The 21,220-nt window shown below is 56.7% G+C and carries 18 protein-coding genes; 10 read left to right on the top strand and 8 right to left on the bottom strand.

Annotated features, from left to right (window positions below; genetic code table 11):
- Positions 1-22 precede the first annotated feature (22 nt).
- The 3 genes from GAL_RS21910 to GAL_RS06770 all read right to left on the bottom strand — a co-directional run bounded on the left by GAL_RS21910 (position 23) and on the right by GAL_RS06770 (position 3,091).
- The gene (locus GAL_RS21910) at positions 23-1,018 is read right to left on the bottom strand and encodes an MBL fold metallo-hydrolase (RefSeq protein WP_024096842.1); all 996 of its coding nucleotides are present in this window, start codon (positions 1,016-1,018) and stop codon (positions 23-25) included.
- A 26-nt stretch (positions 1,019-1,044) separates the two neighbouring features.
- Positions 1,045-1,647: a short chain dehydrogenase gene (locus tag GAL_RS06775; RefSeq protein WP_024096841.1), complete on the bottom strand. Its 603-nt coding sequence runs from the start codon at positions 1,645-1,647 to the stop codon at positions 1,045-1,047.
- Positions 1,648-2,113: 466 nt separating this feature from the next.
- The gene (locus tag GAL_RS06770; RefSeq protein ID WP_024096840.1) at positions 2,114-3,091 is read right to left on the bottom strand and encodes a hypothetical protein; all 978 of its coding nucleotides are present in this window, start codon (positions 3,089-3,091) and stop codon (positions 2,114-2,116) included.
- A gap of 1,584 nt (positions 3,092-4,675) precedes the next feature.
- Here GAL_RS06770 and GAL_RS06765 point away from each other — a divergent pair.
- Positions 4,676-5,905 carry a phospholipase D family protein gene (locus GAL_RS06765; RefSeq protein ID WP_024096838.1) on the top strand — a complete coding sequence of 410 codons (1,230 nt, stop codon included), beginning with the start codon at positions 4,676-4,678 and terminating at the stop codon, positions 5,903-5,905.
- Between the two features lie 400 nt (positions 5,906-6,305).
- Here GAL_RS06765 and GAL_RS22460 read toward each other — a convergent pair whose 3' ends face one another.
- Positions 6,306-6,608, bottom strand: coding sequence for a hypothetical protein (locus tag GAL_RS22460; RefSeq protein WP_145957936.1), 303 nt, complete (start codon positions 6,606-6,608; stop codon positions 6,306-6,308).
- 549 nt (positions 6,609-7,157) lie between these two features.
- On the opposite strand from GAL_RS22460, the gene GAL_RS06760 reads away from it, so the two are divergent.
- From GAL_RS06760 to GAL_RS06745, 4 genes are all read left to right on the top strand, one after another.
- Positions 7,158-7,628, top strand: coding sequence for a DUF2852 domain-containing protein (locus tag GAL_RS06760; RefSeq protein WP_024096836.1), 471 nt, complete (start codon positions 7,158-7,160; stop codon positions 7,626-7,628).
- A gap of 126 nt (positions 7,629-7,754) precedes the next feature.
- Positions 7,755-8,186, top strand: coding sequence for an RDD family protein (locus GAL_RS06755; RefSeq protein WP_024096835.1), 432 nt, complete (start codon positions 7,755-7,757; stop codon positions 8,184-8,186).
- Between the two features lie 214 nt (positions 8,187-8,400).
- Entirely contained in the window at positions 8,401-9,222 is an 822-nt protein-coding gene (locus tag GAL_RS06750) for an arginyltransferase (RefSeq protein ID WP_024096834.1), read from the top strand.
- 3 nt (positions 9,223-9,225) lie between these two features.
- A complete protein-coding gene (locus tag GAL_RS06745; RefSeq protein WP_024096833.1) occupies positions 9,226-9,609 on the top strand; it encodes a VOC family protein in 384 nt (127 codons plus the stop codon).
- Between the two features lie 140 nt (positions 9,610-9,749).
- Here GAL_RS06745 and GAL_RS06740 read toward each other — a convergent pair whose 3' ends face one another.
- The 3 genes from GAL_RS06740 to GAL_RS06730 form a co-directional block, all read right to left on the bottom strand.
- Complete coding sequence (locus GAL_RS06740) at positions 9,750-12,107, bottom strand: TRAP transporter large permease (RefSeq protein ID WP_024096832.1); 2,358 nt, start codon at positions 12,105-12,107, stop codon at positions 9,750-9,752.
- Between the two features lie 16 nt (positions 12,108-12,123).
- Positions 12,124-13,050, bottom strand: coding sequence for a TRAP transporter small permease subunit (locus GAL_RS06735; RefSeq protein WP_024096831.1), 927 nt, complete (start codon positions 13,048-13,050; stop codon positions 12,124-12,126).
- A gap of 181 nt (positions 13,051-13,231) precedes the next feature.
- The gene (locus GAL_RS06730) at positions 13,232-14,314 is read right to left on the bottom strand and encodes a TRAP transporter substrate-binding protein (RefSeq protein ID WP_024096830.1); all 1,083 of its coding nucleotides are present in this window, start codon (positions 14,312-14,314) and stop codon (positions 13,232-13,234) included.
- 252 nt (positions 14,315-14,566) lie between these two features.
- Here GAL_RS06730 and GAL_RS06725 point away from each other — a divergent pair, with 252 nt between their 5' ends.
- From GAL_RS06725 to ilvN, 4 genes are all read left to right on the top strand, one after another.
- The gene (locus GAL_RS06725; RefSeq protein ID WP_040103973.1) at positions 14,567-16,000 is read left to right on the top strand and encodes a cache domain-containing protein; all 1,434 of its coding nucleotides are present in this window, start codon (positions 14,567-14,569) and stop codon (positions 15,998-16,000) included.
- 76 nt (positions 16,001-16,076) lie between these two features.
- The gene (locus GAL_RS06720; protein ID WP_024096828.1) at positions 16,077-16,721 is read left to right on the top strand and encodes a response regulator transcription factor; all 645 of its coding nucleotides are present in this window, start codon (positions 16,077-16,079) and stop codon (positions 16,719-16,721) included.
- Between the two features lie 463 nt (positions 16,722-17,184).
- Positions 17,185-18,936, top strand: a complete 1,752-nt coding sequence (locus tag GAL_RS06715; RefSeq protein ID WP_024096827.1) for an acetolactate synthase 3 large subunit — start codon at positions 17,185-17,187, stop codon at positions 18,934-18,936.
- 66 nt (positions 18,937-19,002) lie between these two features.
- On the top strand, positions 19,003-19,563 hold the full coding sequence (gene ilvN, locus GAL_RS06710; RefSeq protein ID WP_024096826.1) for an acetolactate synthase small subunit: 561 nt from the start codon (positions 19,003-19,005) through the stop codon (positions 19,561-19,563).
- A 155-nt stretch (positions 19,564-19,718) separates the two neighbouring features.
- On the opposite strand, the gene GAL_RS06705 is transcribed toward ilvN, so the two are convergent.
- The gene (locus GAL_RS06705) at positions 19,719-20,201 is read right to left on the bottom strand and encodes a hypothetical protein (protein WP_024096825.1); all 483 of its coding nucleotides are present in this window, start codon (positions 20,199-20,201) and stop codon (positions 19,719-19,721) included.
- Between the two features lie 258 nt (positions 20,202-20,459).
- Between GAL_RS06705 and GAL_RS06700 the strand changes: the two genes are divergently transcribed.
- Positions 20,460-21,218, top strand: a complete 759-nt coding sequence (locus GAL_RS06700) for a helix-turn-helix domain-containing protein (RefSeq protein WP_040103959.1) — start codon at positions 20,460-20,462, stop codon at positions 21,216-21,218.
- The last annotated feature ends 2 nt before the right edge of the window (positions 21,219-21,220 follow it).

The following is a 21,220-nucleotide window of genomic DNA, read 5'->3' as shown; positions in this document are numbered from 1 at the left end:
ACCGATTTAGAGACAGCCCGCCTCAGTCAAGGCGCTGATGCCATGTGACCTGCATGCAATGACCCAGTGTGAAGATATCGACACCGCCAAGTCGGTCGCGCCATTTTTCTTCAACCTCGTCTGCGCATTGCTGGGCAATGTTATCGAACAGGATGTTGATGAAGGCATAGGGGTTGCCATCGCCACCACGTTCTGACGCCTCGCCGAATGCTGCCCCAAAGTCCATGGCTGCGTTGGCCCTGGCAGCCGCGTCGAGGATGTCCGCAACATACTCTTTCTGAATGTTCACATCCTCACGGTTCCCGATCCGTGTCAGGTGACCCCCAACTAGGTGGTCGAAATCGTATTCAAGCACCTGATCATGGGCTTCAAGGAAGCCATCAACAGACTCCGCCGCAGCCAGATCCTTGAAGGGTGCCCAGCCAGGGAAAATTACGTCAACCAGCATCAGAACCTTCTGTTCCGGTGCATAGATGAAGATATTGCCGGGGCTGTGGTTCAGACCCTTGTAGTCGAGCTGAAGCGTCTGAGAGCCGACCTCAAGCGTCATACTGTCGGTGAATGTCTGAGTCGGGACAGGGCGGTTCGGATCTTTCTTCTCCGCGAGGTGTGCTGCAGTTTCATCCTGCGCAATAACAACCGCATCATCCGGGAAGATCGCAGCTGCACCAATGTGGTCAGTGTGGGTATGGCTGTAGATGACGTGGGTGACTGGTTCATCTGTCACGCTGGAGATTGCAGCAAGAATTTTCTCACCGGATGTCGGCGGCGCATCAATGGCGATCACACCTTCGCCGGTGGTCAGAAACATCATCTGATAGGCACCGTCGTGAACTACGTATATCCCGCCGCCCAGATCCTCAACGGCGTAACCGATGGCTGGATCAATGGCCGGACCTGCCGCTTCCGTTGGTACAGGTGCAAACGTGTGATTGTGGTCATCTTCCGCTGTTGCAATACCGGCTCCGGTGGTCACGAGAAGCGCTGCCAGTGCGGCAACTCCAAAGTAAGCCTTCATTTTTCCTCTCCTCTTGTCTCGATCAATCACGCGTAGTCGCGCGCAGCGAGTGTTGCGCCGTTATGTTGGCCCTCAACTGCGGCTTCGTAGGCTTTGGCAGTATCTGCTGCCGAAATCCCCGCTGCGGAATCCATACCCATCATTTCCATGGTCTCTTTGACGAAATCCGGGCTGACGACATTCACCCGCATGTCCCGCTCAAGCTCAAGCGCTGCGGCCTTGGCAAAAGACTCCAGCCCGCCGTTCACCATGCTGAGAACGCTGGAACCTGGGGACGGCTCTTGGGACAAGATGCCGGATGTCAGGGTAAACGAACCGCCATCGCGAATGTGGTTTTGGCCAACCCGGACAAGGTTCACCTGACCCATCAGCTTGTTCGACAGAGCAAGATCAAAGTCACCATCATCTAGTTCTTTGAACGCTCCGAAGTTAGCTAAACCCGCCGCACATACGACGGCATCGACAGGACCGGCTGCCTCGAACATTCCTTCAACAGAAGCCTTTGATCCGAGATCTACTTGAACGTCGCCACCGCTGTGTCCTGCTCGGATCAGTTCATGTTTGACCGAGAGACGGTCAGCAATAGCCCCACCAATCAGCCCGTTTGCACCTACGATCAGAATTTTCATTGTGTTTCTCCAAGTCGTTTGCGCAAATGATAGCCTGATGCTTAGCGCATGATAATTCATCATCTATGTAAGCAAAGCTTGCGTGAACGCACAAATCTGAAACTGCAACCACGTTCCATTGAGTTCTCGATAGGCAGCTAAATGAAGTTGGTCAGAGATTTATGATGCGCACCTCCGCTGATAACCGCCGTTTGAACGAACTGCAGCATCCGTTGCTTTGGGCTCATTGCAGCCTTGCGGCATTGCAGTACCAAAGTTGTAGTAGGTCCCGTACCTATGCCTATCATGGGATCACCGCAGCCAGCCCGAAGGCGACATTCATTCTGCGTGTCCAAATGCTTGCCCATCTGCAGGCACGGCAGTCTTCAGATATTCACTTCACATGCGAACGCACCCTTGTTTCAGCAGGAAGCGGACATTGTGAGGAGTTCACCCCGACTACAGCCTTTACTGGGACGAAAACACATCACTCATAAATTGCCTGGATGCTTTCGGGCGCGTGCAGCATTGTTTCTTCATTGGTCTTCGGAGTGTACAGAAGAACTGCTGTAGGGACTTTGAGGTGGTCATAGACAGCCGCCGCGAGATAGGCTTGTGGCCGATCTGAAGTGTGAAAAACACCGCAGAAGGATGCATTTGCGATGTGACAAATGTCGGCTTGTCCTCCGGAAAAATCAATCCTCGCTCTCTCCGTATCCTTCCTATGTTTTGGTTCTCTCCAATAACCAAGTAGGAACAAGAACTGAGCGAGCCGGTGAATCTTTTCCCAACTTGGATCAACGAGGTGCGCATCAGTGCGATTTGAAGGTATGCGCGGCGGCTCTTCAAGAAACTTCTCAACCAAAACAGAGGTGCCGTCGTGTTGTTTTGCTGCTTCAATGATCCGTTCAACAGCACCCGCTCCAGTAAAATTGTTGATGCGGGCAGGATCCAACTGTTCAAGCCGAATGCCATCCTCTTTGCTCAATTGCTCCAAGAGATCGTTCTGAGTTATGCGGGCTTGCTCCATCATCGCCTCTGCCTTGCTCGTGACGATTGCCGCTAATTCGGGAGGGAACTCTGAAACATCAAAGTCGAGCAGGCGTTCAATGTCTGTCTGCGCCTTTTGGAATACATCCTCAAAGGATGCAGAGCCAATTCCGCCAATAAACTTTTGAAGAAGGTCGCCAAGTCCAAAGCCGCCGACAGATGAGAAACTCTGCATGTCTTCGTGGATCTGCCTGCGTTCCTTGCTGTTCTTCACAGTTATCCTGTAGTCTGTTGGCATGCTGCCTAAGGCATCGGAAATTGTCTCAAGAAATCTAGCACCGACTTCGTCTAGCTGTATGTCCAATTCATTTCTTTTCGTCTCGTTGCTTGCCCCGAGAAGCTCTTCGATGGTCTGAGTGGAATAGCAAGGAATACAAGTTTCCGATTTTCGAATGATCCGTTCCAACGATGACATTTGCCCACCGAGAAGATGGTTCCACGACGATGTGTCGAGGTAGATGGTAAGTTTAACTATATTAAGTATCCGTTTTGTGAGCCGCAAAATGCGTGCGGCTGCAAAAGAACGCGTCCTCGTCTGAGGTGTTGGCCTCGTTTTGCCATATCCGCGTTATTGACCAGCGGAGGCGTTGAACAGTTGTGGTGTGGGGGGACGGATTTGCACCGTCCCCTCGCGGTCTACCAGCTCAAACCCAGGATCGATCCGCCATCTTGTGGTTGGCGTGGCTGCTCACCCAACTAGGCCCACAGAACCGCGAGAGCATCCATACCAGTCTTAAACGTTGCTTTCATGAAATCCTCCATCGACAGGGTGAGATTGATGTACAAGTCCACGCAAGCCCAGAGGATGAACAGCCACGCCCCAACATCTCCGACGGTGAAACCCAAAGTCATCAACGCTGACCTCGAAAATTCACTGTAGTGAAGATGGGGTATCTACGGAGAAGAAGCAACGTCCGCTTTGCCTATACTGAAGGGTAGCATCGATCGATCCGCTCAACGGTGTTCGTGAATCACGGTGGCCATAGATTTATGTAGCGACCCTAGACATTGCAAAGCCCGCCCTCTGCGCATCGCGCCCCCTGGAGCGGTCCGCAGCATTGCCAGTAGCTCGCCGGGTTCGGTGAGTGGCCGCTTTCGGTGAGATGGCCCGAAAATTTTGCACAGGCAGCATCCTTGTTAGGAGACACTTTATATTGCAGTAACCGGAAGAAACCGGGTGAAGCCGGACAAACCCGGATGAGGCATAAAAAATTGAGCTTCCAAGAGGGTTTTTAAAGGCTCGGGCCAAAATGTGCTTGTCTTGCACAACTTAAAAATCGGGCGAATTTAGAGCTGATGTCGAAAACTGAGACAGTTCAAGTTTCAAATTATCCGGGGCTACCTGCCTCTATGCTGCCCAGGCTCTCCATCGTAGCGCACAACACCGCCCACCTGCCCTGTCGGCCTTTATTGTAAGGCTGTGAGGGCACAGCCCCCCAGCCAAAGCGGTGCCATCACAGCAGCGCAGCAAAAACCCAATAAGGGCCCTTATGTTGAGTTTCTAACCGCCATGTAGTCCACCGAACTTGGAACTAGCGCACCATCAGAACGGTCATTTCCTAGAACGGGATTAGCTACATAAAATCAAATAGATGATCAAACACGACTGTCTTATCCATACCCCCTAACTTGGAACTGATTCTGACGGACTTGCTCACTTCGCCGAAATTCTTCGCAAGCGCAGTTTTGTAGCCCCAACGTCAGTACTGCGCAGCAAGCGCCCTTTGCAAACTCGGCCGTTTTACGCAACCAGCTGAGCTGTTGTGCTGCGTCGCAGCCCGATGTTTCTGCCGTTCGCTGCGACAGCAAGCTTCTGAACCCCGTGAATTCACACAGTGCGGACATGCCGGTCACGTGTCGCGCCTCGCCCCTGGTCGCTGGTGCCTTGGTTGAAAGGCTCGCCAGTGACAGGTGGATAACGGACCGAGGCTATTGCCACGGCCTTCTTTCTTTTTTTGCGCCAAGACATTAAATCTTCCCCTGAATTCAAGGGGGAAGCATGGCGCACACGCAATCAATCCAACTTCTGCTTAATGACGACTGCACGGGCCACCGAACGGAGATTGGAGCACTGTTCAAGAATGCGCGGCGTTTCGAATGCATGGTCGCATTCGCAAAAATGTCGGGCTGGAAGGAAATGAAAGCGCCACTGGAAAAGGCGTTGTCTAAAGGTATGGCGGCGCGGTTCGCGGTCGGCTTGGATTTTTATCACACTGATCCTGCGCTACTTCGTGCCCTCTTCCGGTTGAGCAAGAAGCACAACCTCGAATTATACCTCAGTAACTCCCAGAGTACGTTTCATCCGAAAATTTATGCATTCGAGACCGGCGGTGGATGCAAGATCGTTGTCGGATCGGCGAACTTCACGCAAGGCGGACTGCTTCATAATTATGAAGCGTCGCTTCTGATCGACGATGAGAGCAGCGCGATGATGGAAAAGATCACTAGTCATTTCGACGGCTTGATCGACAATAATGAGATTGTACTGGCGACAAAGCCGCTGATTGATAGTTATGCAAATGATCATGCGATCAACGCTGCATGGGCGCGTTTTGCAAAGCGTCGCGCCTCACACGCTGTTAATTCCGACGAGGCGCCATTCGATGTCCTAGCCGGCTTCCTGAGAATGATGCAGGAAGGTGACGCATCATCGCCGTTCAATGCTCAAATGAAAGCCAGACGGGACAATCTTTCGGTTGCGCCGACACAGCTTCGTTCCATCGCAGCGTGGAAGGGGAAAACAGCGCATGGATTCTTGACCGAATATGAGCATCTAATCGGGTCATTTCATTCGGGCGGCCTCGACCGCGCAAAGACGCGCATTACTGAGAAGCGCGAGGATTTTGTCTGCGCGGTGGCATCGATCATCGATCACGCTGATTTGTCGCCGCGTGATGCGTTCGCTACTCTCCACGCGGCATTTGCAAACATCAAAGGTGCTGGGATCAATCTCCTTACCGAGATTTTGCACACGTTGGACAACACACGTTTTGCGGTTATGAATCAGAATGCGGTCGCGGGTCTGCGTCTAGCTGGCTACGATGAATTCCCGCTTCACCCATCGAAGGGAAGCGTGAGCCCCGACAAGTATCAGCTCTATTGCGATCACGCGGGCGCCGTGTGCAAGGCGCTCGAGCTTCGCGATTTCACCGAACTCGATGCACTATTCAACTACATTTATTGGCATGAGGATCGGCCCGATGACGATGGAGGCAATGACGAGGACTAATCGACTGCCGTACTCCCTTGGCATAATCGGACACCTTCAGTAGCGGTGGCAAAGCGCAGATAGAGACCTTTGCAAAGCCGTGAAATCTGCCAGCCGGACGGCGGTCCCATGCTGCACGAGCAACGGATGGAGCAGACCTTCGCCGCAAGAGCAGCCACCAACCATCATCGAACGGACTGGATGCGGACAGAGCATCATTTCGCTGCGGCTGCGCCTATGTCTTCTTTCAAACTGGCGCACCTCCCCTCAAAACGTCCAACTAAGGCGTGGGGGACATTTGTCGGAGTGGCCTCATATTGCCTTTTTTGTTGGAGCATCAGAAAACCTGGCGCCGCCAAACGAAAATCACTATTGAACTGCAAAATCCGTCGATTAAAGGACAGATATCGCACAGCCTATCCTAATTGCTTCCTTTTCGAATGGCCGCTTGACCTAGCGTCAGCAGCAAAATAACGCCGCCGCAAAAAACGATTACTAAGGCCAATCCCCGGCGCACACATTCGTCACTGTTGAGATTTGCAGCATCTCGCAGGTCTCCAAGATCACTTTCATAGTTACCCAGCCAAATTAATGTCGAAGCCAAAAAACCCAAAAGAAATATGAGCTTATAGGAACCATACCCCAAATATACAACTGCAAAAGAAATTGCTATTGAGCCGACACACAAGACCAACAGGCGGGTGCTCGTCAGCAACTGTGTCATGCAACTAGCATTAAACCCCGTGGAGTTAGGCGAATAGTAGCCTGAAGCCGCTAGTAGTACCCCAGACACGCCAAATATCAGCATAGGCATTGCCAGGATTCTCGCAGTTAGTCTCATTACTCTAAACATCGGGTGTTACAATTTACTCTATTGGCTGTTGAAAGCCGTTGATGTGTTTAACGCCAGCAGTTGCTGGACACCAAAGGAGGGGCGTTAAGATTTCGCACATAGAAAATCCAGAATCAAGCTACTGCATCTCTGAAGCAGCCATTCATTCCAACCGCAGAATCGATCACTTTGGGCTCAAAGCCGCCATGCGGCGGTGCGGCAGCGTACCAAACCGGGACCGAAACCAGAGGTCAAAGTCGGCTGAGCGCAGCTACACTCACCGCTACACCGCTGCCTTTCACTCACTCCTCACAATAGGCGTCATTATGTGAAAAAGATTTACATCGAGCCTTGAAACCAAGTCCGGGGACTCCGATATTCCATAATGTGAAGCGCATTTACATAGACGCCGCACCTTGCAACGTTAACCTGGAGACCCCGATGACGAGTTATACCTCAACCGCCCCGCAGCCGTCCGAACAGGGCTGGTTTTCCCGCAGCGAATCCTGGCTGGACAGCAAGGGCAAAGGCGCCTGGATCGCCGCGATGGTCCTTGGCTTTGTATTCTTCTGGCCGGTTGGCCTGGCCCTCTTGTTTTACATGATCTGGAGCAAACGTATGTTTTCGAAATCCTGCACCGCTCGCCGTAAATCCTGGGCTCGCCATGGCATGTCGGCGATGACTCCGTCTGGCAACAGCGCCTTTGACGCCTACAAGGCCGACACCTTGCAGCGCCTGGAGCAGGAACAGCATGACTTTGAGGCCTTCCTGCAGCGCCTGCGCGCCGCGAAGGATAAATCGGAATTCGATGAGTTCATGCATGAGCGCGCGCTGCAGAACGATGATGAGGCTATCGAACTCGACGATGAGGATAACGACGATAGCAGCTCCCGTCGTAGCAAGCGTCACTGACCTCTGTCCCCCCAGCCTCGCCCCATCCGGGGCGGGGCACCTACCGTTGCCAAAACCGCTGCCGCTTCTCGTAGGCCGCAGATCCATTCCCCCATCCCACCGAGATAAAGCCAGAAGGAGGCTGTGATGACCGCCCTGCCCGACCCCGACTATCAGGCCGATTTCTACCAGTTTGTTGCCTCAAAGCGCCTGTTCGCCTGGCTGATTGACAGCGTCTTGATCACGCTTCTGGCCAGTGTTGCGGTGGTTTTCACCGCCTTTACTGGGCTGTTCATCTGGCCCCTGCTCTATCTGGTCATCGGCTTCATCTACCGCGCTGTCACCATCGCGGCAGGCTCCGCCACGTGGGGAATGGTTATCGCCGGGATTGAGCTGCGGGACCTTTCGGGGCGCAAGCTTGATGGTCAGGGCGCGTTACTGCATACCGCTGGCTACTCGATCTCGATGGCCTTTCCCGTGCTGCAGGTGATCTCGATCCTGATGATGCTGATGTCTGCGCGCGGTCAGGGGCTGACGGATGCGGTACTGGGCACGGTAATGCTGAACCGGCGCAGATAACCGGCAAGCTGAGCGTCGAGACAACGGTCAAAAACGCGAACCCGATCCAACACTCAAACTCTGTAAACCTTAATCGAAACTGGCCTCTTGGCGCATGGCGGTGGCGTTGCTATCATCGGCATCAACCTAGCGGCCAGAGTGCCCCGCTCTGTCAGCGCATCTATGCGACAACGGGACCTTCCGCGCCAAGACCAAACGGACACCCACCCGCCTGATGCGCCATACTCTGCCGATTGCCCCACAGTTCTACGTGACTGCGCCGCAGCCCTGCCCTTATCTGGCAGATCGGATGGAGCGTAAGCTGTTTACTGCGCTACAGGGGGATGGGGTTGAGCAGCTCAACAACAGCCTGTCACAACAGGGCTTTCGCCGCTCTCAGAACGTGCTCTACCGACCCTCCTGCTCGGAGTGCTCGGCCTGCCTGTCGGCCCGGATCAATGTTGCTGACTTCAAGGCCAGCCGGGGGCAGAAACGGACCCTGAAGCGCAATTCCGGGCTGGAGCGGCGCGCCACCTCGCCTTGGGCAACAGAAGATCAATATGCGCTGTTTCGCACCTATCTGGACAGCCGCCATGCCGATGGCGGGATGGCTGATATGGATGTCTTTGAATATGCTGCCATGATCGAAGAAACACCGATCCGCAGCCGGGTGGTGGAATACAACGATCGTGAGACCAATGCGCTGACCGCTGTATCGCTCACCGATGTTCTCGAAGATGGGCTGAGCATGGTCTACTCCTTCTACCAACCCGATCTGCCACAGAACTCGCTCGGTACCTTCATGATCCTGGACCATATCGAAATCGCGCGTGAGGCCGGGTTGCCTTATGTCTATCTCGGCTATTGGGTTCCTGGCAGCGCCAAGATGGGCTACAAGGCCAAGTTCACCGGGCTTGAGGTCTACCACGGCGGCGCCTGGCAGCCGATGACCGACCCCGACGCCTTCGACGACACGGCACATCCCCTGTCGACCGATCCGATTGCGGAACAGGTCGCCAATATCCACCTGCCAGATTCGCGCAACCACAGCAGGTAACCTATGCAGAGCCTTCATGCCGTCACCCTTGTCGTGCCCGACTACGACGCGGCGATTGCCTTTTATTGCGGAACGCTTGGCTGGCAACTGGCCGAGGACATTGACCAGGGGCGCAAACGCTGGGTGCGGATCCTGCCGCCCGGCGCCAGCCAAGGCAGCCTCATTTTGGCACGTGCTGACAGTGATGCGCAGCGGGCCATTATCGGTGATCAATTCGGTGGCCGTGTTGGCTTGTTCCTGCGCACCGATGATTTTGACCGCGATCATGCCGCGATGCTTGCCGCAGGCGTCATGTTCGAGGAAGAGCCCCGCCACGAAGCCTACGGCAGTGTCGCGGTCTGGCGCGACCCCTTCGGCAATCGCTGGGATCTTCTTCAGCTTACCTAAGCGGTCTCGCGCGCCTCTTACGGCCTGAAAGCATCCCAAAATGAATGCGCCCAGGGCGGCAGGCACCCCTTGATGGCATATCAATGAAATAAAAAGGGCCCTCCGTCTGGAGGGCCCTTTGATCTGTCGATTAAACAGGATCAGTTCGGCATCAGCGCCGGGACGATGGTCACGATCGACGGGAACATCCACAGAATGCCAAGCCCCACCACCTGGATCAGCACGAATGGCAGGATCCCGCGATAGATATGGCCTGTGGTGACCTCCTTCGGTGCCACCCCGCGCAGATAAAAGAGCGCAAATCCAAAGGGTGGCGTCAGGAAGGACGTCTGCAGGTTCACAGCCACCATGATGGTCACCCATTTCGGATCGAACGACCCACCATAGATCACCGGCCCGACAATGGGGATCACGATATAGATGATCTCAAGAAAGTCGAGCACGAAGCCCAAGATGAACAGCACCACCATCACAATGAGGAAGACCTTCAACTCGCTGTCAAAGCTCTTGAGGAACTGCTGGATGTAATGCTCCCCGCCGAAAGAGATCACCACCAGGTTCAACAGTTGCGAGCCGATCAGGATGGTGAACACCATCGATGTCACCTTGGCGGTTTCGCGCACGACCGGGGTGAGCACCCCGCCCTTGAACAACACCCAGCACCCATAAAGCAGGCCAAACAGCGCAAAGAGGTAGGCGCCATAGGCCACGCCAAAGGCGATGACCGTTTCGGCCGACACACCGCTCTGACCGTTGATGCGCAAATCGAAATTCACGCCAACCAGAATACAGATTGCCACTGCGAAGGTTGCCCAGATGATGATCTTGCCGGATTTGCCCTGATCCTGAAGCTTGCGGTAGGCCGCCAGCATAATGGCGCCACCGGCCCCAAGCGCCGCAGCCGGCGTCGGGTTGGTGATACCGCCCAGAATGGACCCCAGCACCGCAACAATCAGGATCAGCGGCGGAAAGACCACCCGGATCAGATCGTTTTGGGCGCTGCGTCCCGCAGCGACCCTGCAGCCATAAAGGGCCAGAAGCGTCGGCAGCGCAATCAGCACAACGGTGACACCCGGGCTGGTGGTCGGAGCAATCGCCACAACATCCACCAACGCGATCAGCAGAACGCCAATTGCGCCAAGGATCAGCGGCTTAGGATCGGCCGAGGGCGAAACACCACGCCCCACCGCCAGAACCAGCCCCATCAGAACCATCAGCACGGTCAGACCGGTGCCAATCGGGGCTGCGGCGTCGATCTTGGCGATCTTGGCAGCTTCCAACTCTTCCTCTGTCAGCTTGGTTGCTTGGGTCACGCCGCCAGCCGCATCAATGGCCTCCTGTTCGACCACTGCTGCATCCCAGGCTTCCTGACCATGCAGATCAATCATCGCGGCCTTACAGTCATCACCAACATTGGTGCGCAATGCTGCGGTCTGACCTGCATCGGAGAAGGCAGAGACATTGACGTTCTGGCTGCCAATCAGATTGATCTGGCCAAGCAGCATAGCACCCGCAATCAACGCAACCGGTACGCCAAGGAACCAGGTCAGGCCTTCGCCACGGGTGATCGGCTCACCGGTGCCACCTTCCAGAACCACCGCAGGGGCTTTTTCCGGGTTCAGCAGCGCGTACCCAAAGGCATAGAGTGCATAGAGCAATGCCAGCATAATGCCCGGCAACAGCGCTGCCTGAAAGAGGGTGCCCACCGACACAACCGCGGGCTCGCCAAGATAGGTCAGCGCATCAGAGCAGCCAAACTCCTGCGCGCGGGCTTCCTGCGCGGTGGAGTAGAGATCTCCCGCCAGCGTGCCCAATAGAACGATCACAATGGACGGCGGAATGATCTGGCCAAGCGTCCCGGAGGCCGCAATCACACCAGTCGCCAGTTCCGGCGAATAGTTGTTGCGCAACATGGTTGGCAGCGCCAGCAGCCCCATGGTCACAACGGTTGCGCCCACGATCCCTGTTGAGGCTGCCAAAAACGCGCCCACAACGACAATCGACACTGCCAGACCGCCGGGCAGCGGGCCAAAGACGCGCGCCATGGTGGTCAGAAGGTCGTTGGCGATCTTGGAACGTTCCAGTGTGATGCCCATCAGAACAAACATTAGGACCGCCAGCAGGGTCTCAATCGACGCCCCCGCCAGAACCCGTTCGTTCATCCGGTTCACAATAAAGGAGACGTTGCGATCCATCGCAACTTCCCAGCCTTGGGGGAAGACGGCCTCGGCGACGCGTGGCAGATCGGGGTATCGGAAGACCGACACAGTATCCGGCTTCACGCCGGAATTCACCAGATCCCGATAGACCTGCGACGAGGTGTCGATGGCCTGGTGAACAAGGATCCCGGCGCTGTCGAGTGCCGCAATGATCCCAAAGGAGATGACCCCGGCTCCACCGATGGCAAAGGCCACCGGAAAGCCGGAAAGAATACCGCCAAAGAGGCAGAAGAAGACAATGATCAGGCCGATTTCAACGCCATCAAGTCCGAATAGCATGGGGGCTGTCCCTTATTTAATGCGCGCCTTCATAGGCTTCTTCACCTTCACCAAGGCTGTCCTTGTCGAGGTGTTTGTTCTCACTGCCAGGCCCTTCCACAAACTCAAGGAAGGAGCGGTAGAAAAACGCGATGGCATGCAGGAAGACGATACCGGCGAAGACCACCAGCAGGATCTTGAACAGGAAATACCCGTTGAACCCGTTGGGGCTGAAGCCGATGGTTTCCACGTTCCAGCGCAGGGCCCGTGATTTCATCACCAGTCGCTCAAGAGTGTCAGAGGCGGAGGGTTTGGGCACAATCAGGTGGCGCCACAGGAAGAACCAGCCATACATCCACGTCAGCACTGCGGCAGGCATCATGAAGATCAGTGATCCCAGCATGTCCACCACTCGCTTGGCGCGGAAACTGATACCGGAATAGATCAGATCCACCCGCACATGGCCGCCCTGCACAAACGTGTAGGTCACGCAAAGACAGACGACCAAAGCATTGTAAAGCTTCAGTTCTTCTGCAAACCAACTGATGTCTTTTTCCAGCGCGATGCCCAGACCAAAACTCATGTCCGGGCGTGCAAACACCCGCTGCATGAATACAATAATGATCTGCTGCAGCACCATAAGCAGGCCTGCCCAGGCAAACAGACGCCCCAGCGTGTTGGCAAAGCCCTCCAACCCGCGCACGACCCCCCACATAATGGAATGACGATAGATGCCGACAGCCGTCAGCACCAGAAACGCGGTAAACACCACAAAGAAGAACTCAACCGACCCGCCATAGTAGACAAACCGCATGACAGAGGCCTTGTCGGACCAATCGAGCCAGAGCTGCGGGTTGGCGACGGCATAGCCGAAATTATAGAAGGCGCCCGCAATGTTCTGAACCAGCCAGATCAGGCCGCCCAGTAAGGCTCCAAAAAAGGAAACGCCACTTTCGTCCTGCATTTTTCCCTCGAATAAATGCGTGCAGCGCGGGCCGTTTGATTGTCATCTTTGGGATAAAATCAGGCGCGCACGGATCGTTGGACCCGATGGGCACAGATGGCCGCGACCATCCCTGCCGGCTGCAATTGCGAAAGGATCCCCCGCCGCTGCGGAGGATCCGATTGAAACCGCTCGAAGAGGGTTAGCCCAAAACGCGGTCGCGCTGAACGCGGTACGCGCCTTCGGATTTGGTAATCCAGCCGGAGGAGGCCTTCATGGACTCTTCGACGCTGCCGCGGATTTTCGCAAACAGTTCGTCGCCCATGAACTCGTCCAGGGTTTCCTTGGTCGCGGCACCGAAGGCATCCCAGACGCTGTCGGGGAATTCCAGGGTCTTCACGCCACCGGACTGCAGGCGCTGCAGCGCTGCACCGTTGTTGTTCATGAACTGAGCCAGGCTCCACTGGTGGCCGGCGGCCGCTGCCATCTCAATGATCTTCTGATGCGCAGGCGACAGGCCTTCAAAGACGTCACGGTTGGTGGCAACCGACAGCGCCGCACCCGGCTCATGGAAACCAGCGGTGTAGTAGGTCTTGGTGATTTCCTGGAAACCGGCCTTTTCGTCCGCCCAGGGGCCGATCCACTCGGTGCCGTCAATCGCGCCGGAGGACAGCGCCTGATACACCTCAGAACCTGGGATGTTCTGCACGGACGCGCCCAGTTTACCCAGCGCCTTGCCGCCCAGACCCGGCATGCGGAATTTCAGGCCATTGAAATCTTCGGGGCCCTTGATTTCCTTGTTGTACCAGCCACCGGCCTGCGGTCCGGTGTTGCCGCCGATGAAGGACTTGAGGCCGAAAATCTGGCCCAGTTCATCATGCAGCGCATGGCCGTCGCCATGGTAATACCAGTTGGTCAGTTCCTGCGGGGTCATGCCGAAAGGCACGGCAGTGAAATATGCATAACCCGGATGCTGGCCGGTGAAATAATAGTCTGCGCCATGGTACATGTCGGCTTGGCCTGCGGTCACGGCGTCGAACACTTCGAACGCGCCGACCAGCTCGCCTGCGGCTTTCACATCAACGGTCAGGTCGCCACCGGACATGGCAGTGATGGCATCGGCAACATACTGCGCCGAGTCATGGACGCCTGCCAGGCCACGGCCCCATGTGGTGACCATGGTCAGGGTGCGTTTGCCCTGTGCATAGGCTGGTGCGGCCAGAGTGGTTGCTGCAGCGGCGCTGCCCCCCAGCGCGGATGTCTTCAAAAAGGAACGACGATCCATAGGTTTCTCCTCCCATTTAATTGGATTGCTCCGGGTCTGCGCCCGAAACAGGTCTTGTCGAGTGGGGCAAGCCTAGCCGCACCCTGCGTCATGTGAATACCTACTACTGCGTAGAAAACCGCAATTTGGCCAAATTTTTTGGCCAAAATCCGGGCAGGCCGTGATGGTAACATGGGGGGCGTCGGACTTTCGTGCGGTGACCGCACCAATGGGGGCTTTGATTCTCAAATCGGATTGCGTAACGATTCGACCATGCGTCTGATCCCCGATTTCCTGCGACCGAACTATGCTCAGAAACTCTCTCTGCTGGCCACCTTACCGCTCATTGTCGCCGGGGCGGCCATTGCCGTTCTTGTCGCCGTGCAGTCGCGCGCACTGGCCGAACGGGAGATCAAGGCACTGGAGCAGCAGCTGTTGCAGGCCAAGATGGCCGAACTGCGCAACTATGTGACACAGGCACGGAATGGGTTCTCGCATATCTACGGGCTGGCCGCTCCGGACGACGAGGCCGCAAAGGAACAGGTGACCCAGATCCTCAGCGCGATGATTTATGACCGGGACGGGTTCTTCTTTGTCTATGACTATGACGGGACCAATCTGGTCAGCCCACGCCAAACTGAATATATCAACAAGAATTGGCGCGGTCTTACGGACAGTCGCGGCACGCCCGTGGTGGATGAATTCATCCGCCTCGCCCGTCAGGGGGCCGGCTGGCACACGTTTATGTGGGAAAAACCCTCCACCGGCGAAGAAGCGCAAATGGTCGCCTATGTTCTGGGATTACAGGACTGGCGATGGGCGATCGGGACCGGCGTGTTTATTGACGATGTTCTGGCCTCCGTCGCAGCCTCTCGCGCCGAGGTGGAGACCCGCATTCGCCGCACATTCTATTATATCGGGGGGATCACCCTCTTTGCGCTGGGTCTGGTCTTTGCCTCCGGCATGGTGCTGAATATCCGCGAACGCAGGTTGGCCGATGCCAAGCTGAAAGAGCTGACTCAGCGGGTCTTTGATACACAGGAAGAGGAGCGCGGCCGCGTCGCGCGCGAACTGCATGACGGGATCAGCCAGCTGCTGGTTGGGGTGCGCTACGCCCTGGACAATGCCCGTAGGCGGCTCTCACGCGGCGATTTCGACCACGTCGATGCCCCCTTGAACAAGGGTATCTCGCATCTGGGCACCGCCATCACAGAGGTCCGCCGCATCAGCCGCGACCTGCGCCCCGGTGTGCTGGATGATCTGGGTCTGGGGCCAGCGCTGAAGGCGCTGACCGACGACTTTGCCGCCCGCACCGGCATCGAGACGCGGTTCAGCACCGTGGTGTTCCGCAACCGCTTGGACGCAGATGCCAAGATCGCGCTTTACCGCATTGCGCAGGAGGCGCTGACCAATATCGAACGCCACGCCGAGGCCACCGAGGTCAGCATGGATCTGCGCGGTCATGCCCGTGGCGCCACCATGCGGATCACGGACAATGGCCGTGGCCTCCCACCAGTGCAGGACCGCGGTGGCCCGGGGATCGGGCTGCGCAACATGCAGGAACGGATCGAACAGCTTGACGGCACCCTCAGGATTTTGTCATCACGGGGCACGCAAAGCGGCACGGTGATTGAGGTGCTCTTGCCGCTGAGCCATCTTCTGCCACCCGGAGACGCGGCCAATGCGACCTCCAAACGGGTGTCCTGAGCCAAACTGCGCCCTGCCCGATCTGTCATAACAGCATAGGGCCACAGGAACCGCGCAAGCCACATGAGGGGCGATCATGCCAAACACCATTCGCGTTCTGATCGTCGACGATCACCCAATGGTCGCCGAGGGCATCCAGTCCATCCTCGAAAGCTACGACGACATCGAAGTCGTGGGCATTCCCAGCAATGGCGAAGAGGCCGTGAGTGAGGCGCGCGCGCTGAAACCGGATGTGATCCTGATGGATCTCAATATGCCCAAACTCGGCGGCTTGAGTGCGACGGAGATCATTCTGGAACAGTCTCCCGCCACTCGTATCCTCATCCTGTCGATGCACGACAGCCCGGAATATATCTCCAGCGCGCTGGCTCATGGCGCCATGGGCTATGTGCTAAAGGACGTTCCGACCGAAGAGATCCGTCAGGCCATCGATACCGTGATGCGCGGCGAGACCTATCTCTGCACCGGTGCCGAAGGCTCCCTGAAGCCCAAGGATGATCCTGATCGCGAGGCGCTCACCGGGCGGGAACAGACCATTCTGTTGGAGCTGGCACAGGGCAAATCCAACAAGGATGTGGCGCTGGCGCTGGATATTTCCGTGCGCACGGTGGAAACCCACCGCAAGAACATCAAACGCAAACTGGGAATTTCCTCGACCGCCGGCCTCACCCGCTATGCGCTCGAACACGGCGTTCTGCAGGGCACCGGTCACAGTTTCTGACCCGCCCGATGGCAATGTCAGATACTGAGCCGACGCAACGCTGCGATGCAGCGGCAGTACCAGTAAATTAGGTCCACAGCCGGGCATATCGGTGGAGGAAAAGACCCGACACCCCCCGATGCACGAGGGCTGACCTACCCTAAACAGGGAAATCAGGACCGAAATGGCACGATTTTCCCCACCCGAAACCCCAATAATGTCGCTACGCGCCGACCTGACGCAATAAAATGTCCTGAACCAGGGTGTTTTCGGTTCATTTCCCTGTTGACGCCCCCCGCCCCCAGTCCTAAGGTCCGCTTCAACGCTAAAGGAGCCAAGACGATGAAAATCCTAGTCGTAGTCGTAGGAACCACGCGCATGGGCCGGTAACGGTACACCATAATCGAACCCATGCGCCTCCGACCAGAAATCGGGGGCTTTTTTTATGCGAAACAGACGATGCCGCCAATTGGAGCTAAAGCAGATGAAACGTGAGATGACCGGCGCAAAAATGGTTGTTCAGGCCCTGAAGGATCAGGGGGTGGACACGGTCTTTGGCTATCCCGGTGGTGCTGTTCTGCCGATTTATGACGAGATCTTTTTGCAGAATGATATCCGGCACATTCTGGTGCGCCACGAACAAGGCGCTGTGCACGCAGCTGAGGGCTATGCCCGCTCCACCGGCAAGCCGGGCGTTGTTCTGGTAACCTCCGGTCCGGGTGCAACCAATGCGGTGACCGGCCTCACCGACGCCTTGCTCGACTCCATTCCGCTGGTGGTTCTGACCGGCCAGGTGCCCACCTTCATGATCGGCTCCGACGCTTTTCAGGAAGCGGACACCGTGGGCATCACCCGCCCCTGCACCAAGCATAACTGGCTGGTGAAAGACACTGAGAAGCTGGCAGGCACCCTGCATGAGGCTTTCCACGTGGCCACAGCCGGTCGCCCCGGCCCGGTGCTGATCGACATTCCGAAGGATGTGCAATTCGCCACCGGCACCTACCAGGGTCCAAAACCCGCCGCATCGCATTACCAGCCGCCTGTAAAAGGCGATCTGGAGGCCATCACCGAGCTGGTCGCCGCGATGGAAACCGCCAAACGCCCGGTATTCTACACCGGCGGTGGAGTGATCAATTCCGGCCCCGGCGCCAGCCAGCTGCTGCGCGAACTGGCCGAGGCGACGGGCATTCCGGTGACCTCCACCCTGATGGGGCTGGGTGCCTATCCCGCCTCAGGTAAGAACTGGCTGGGAATGCTGGGGATGCACGGGTTGTATGAGGCCAATATGGCCATGCACGGCTGTGATCTGATGATCAATATCGGCGCGCGGTTTGACGACCGCATCACCGGCCGCCTCGATGCGTTTAGCCCAAATTCCACCAAGGCACATATCGATATCGACCCCTCGTCGATCAACAAGGTGATCCGCGTAGATATCCCGATTGTTGGCGACATCGGCCATGTGCTGGAAGACGTGCTGAAGGTCTGGAAAAGCCGCGGCCGCAAGGTGGACAGCGCAGCGATTGCGCAATGGCAAGACCAGATCAAGGAATGGCGCGATATCCGCTGCCTCTCCTACACCGCGTCTGAAAACACCATCAAACCGCAATACGCGCTTGAGCGGCTTGAGGCCCTGACCAAGGACCGCAACCGTTACATCACGACCGAGGTGGGCCAGCACCAGATGTGGGCGGCGCAATACCTCGGGTTTGAAGATCCCAACCGTTGGATGACCTCCGGTGGTCTTGGCACCATGGGCTACGGCACCCCGGCCTCTCTCGGGGTGCAAGTGGCGCACCCGGACGCGCTGGTGATCAACGTGGCAGGCGAAGCCTCCTGGCTGATGAACATGCAGGAAATGGGCACTGCCGTGCAGTACCGCCTGCCGGTGAAACAGTTCATCCTCAACAACGAACGCCTCGGCATGGTGCGCCAGTGGCAAGAGCTGCTGCATGGCGAGCGCTACAGCCATTCTTGGTCCGAAGCGCTGCCCGATTTCGTGAAGCTCGCCGAAGCCTTCGGCGCCAAAGGCATCATCTGCAAGGACCCCAAGGATCTGGACGACGCAATCATGGAGATGCTCGACTACGACGGTCCGGTGATCTTTGACTGCTTGGTGGAGAAGCACGAAAACTGCTTCCCGATGATCCCCTCGGGCAAGGCGCATAACGAGATGCTGCTGGGCGAAGCCGAAACCCAAGGTGTCATCCAATCCGGCGGCGCGGTGCTGGTTTAACCAAGGTTACGAACAGGTTTTGCAGGGCGTCATCGCCCTGCCCCGGACTTTAGGAAAGGGACGTAAATGTCTGCCCTACATATCAAAAAAGGCTCCACCAGCCATTCTGCCTATAACCTGCGTCCGAATTTTTCGGATGTTCAGGAACGTCACACCATCACAATTCTGGTGGAAAACGAACCCGGCGTGCTGGCCCGTGTCATCGGGTTGTTCTCCGGTCGTGGCTACAACATCGACAGCCTCACCGTAGCCGAGGTGGACCATACTGGCCATCTCTCACGCATTACCATTGTCACCACAGGCACGCCGCAAGTGATTGAGCAGATCAAGGCACAGCTGGGCCGGATCGTGCCCGTGCATGAGGTCACCGACCTCACCGTGGAAGGCCCCTTTGTCGAGCGGGAGCTGGCCATCGTGAAAGTCGTAGGCGAAGGCGACAAACGGGTTGAAGCCATGCGCCTAGCGGAGATTTTTCGCGCCAAGGTTGTCGATACTACGCTAAACAGCTTCATTTTTGAGCTGACCGGCGCACCGGATAAGGTTGACGCCTTTGCCGAACTGATGCGCCCCCTGGGGCTGACCAAGATCGCCCGTACCGGCGTTGCGGCGCTGCTGCGCGGCAACTAACCTGCACTACAGAGTACTCAAAGGGGGCTGCGTCAGTACACAGCCCCCTTCTTTGTTGGGCATTTCACATGTGGTGACGACTGTTAAGCAAGGCTCTTAGCCAAAGGTCCCAAAATGGCGTGCACCGCGCAATACATGCCGAAAGGCCGCCGATGTCAGCCGCTGCGCCGCTTTGTCTGCGCACGGGCCTCTCTCGTCTTCTTATCCGGAAAAGAAACCACTGTTGCACCACCGACTGGGCGAACATCCGGCACGCCATAAGAGCCTGCTTGCGACAGCTCGCCCTCCTTCCCTTCCGCTTCGCCAGCGTTGGGATATAGCGGATCGCGGCGCGCATCCTCCCAAGACATGACAGTTGCCTTGGACCGGGACTTCGGCGGCTGCAGATTGGCATCATGCTCGGCCCGAACCAGTTTGGCAGCCAGCTCCGGGCTCTGGCTTTCCTCGATGATGCGCAGATCGCCGGCCAACCGCAAGGCACCTTTCGTCTCGACATGGAATGCCACGCAATCACCCTTGCTGAGCGCAGGCGGCGCGTCCAGTGCAGTCCAGCGATAGTAGACGAGATCCCCGTGATCTTCACACCAGATCACAGCCTGCCGTAGATCATAGTCGGTCCACAGAACGACACCAATCATATCATACCTCACATTGGCCCCGACCCATTTTGAGATAAATCATGTAGGAGGAACACCGAAAACATCAGAAAACATCTGTACCAATTTGTGTCGTTTTTTGCAGAATTGATGCTATATAGCGTCAACTTCGCGACTATTATCTACAACTGTGATATGCTCACACTAGGACAACCGCAAGATCTGGTATTAAGCCAAATTGCTGACATAGAGGAGACCTTCGTGAGCCAGCCCGATCGTTCCCCTGCCGAACTTCGCAGTATGTTCGGCGCCAACCTGCGGCAACTGGCTAGGGATTACCCGTCCATATCGGAGCTATCACGCCGTCTGGGCATCAACCGGACCCAGTTCAACCGATATCTGACCGGAGAAAGTTTTCCACGGCCCGACGTCTTAGACAGGATCTGCAATTTCTTTGATGTGGATGCCCGCATCCTGCTGGACCCGGTCGCGCAGCTCTCCTGTAACGGGCAGATCCTGCAGGGACCATTTCTGAACGAATTTCTGGGCCCCAGCGTCACCAATATGACCGAAGCGTTTTTCCCATCCGGTCTCTACCAGTTTCTGCGCCGCAGCTTCGTGCGGACGGACCGCTATATTCTGGGGCTGGTGCGGGTCTTTCGCCGCGAAGGTATCACCTATGTCCGTGGCTATGAGGCAAAATCCGCCATGCGCTACCAAGGGCTGCCGACTGATGCAAAATCCCGCGAGTTTCGCGGCTGCGCATCGGTTTGCGACGATGGGGTCGCCTTTACACTCGCGCGGCGCGGCGGGCGCACCTCGTCCTTCAACTATCTGGCCAATGTACCTGCCATGGAAGCCAATGTCTGGGCTGGCTACGTCGCACGCACCTGTCGCGAAAGCGAGACCGCCGACCGCGTCACACGTATGGTCTATGAACATCTGGGCCAAAACCACAGCTCCATCCTAAGCGCGAGTCGACGGGCAGGATTTGTCGAACAACATGACCTCAGCCCGTTCCAGCAACGGCTGCTGGGTGTCGGCACCCGGTTCAGATAGGA

It is taken from the genome of Phaeobacter gallaeciensis DSM 26640, assembly GCF_000511385.1.
Taxonomy (GTDB): Bacteria; Pseudomonadota; Alphaproteobacteria; order Rhodobacterales; family Rhodobacteraceae; genus Phaeobacter; species Phaeobacter gallaeciensis.
Note: the sequence above shows the minus strand (reverse complement) of the source record. Positions and strands in the feature narration are given on the sequence as shown.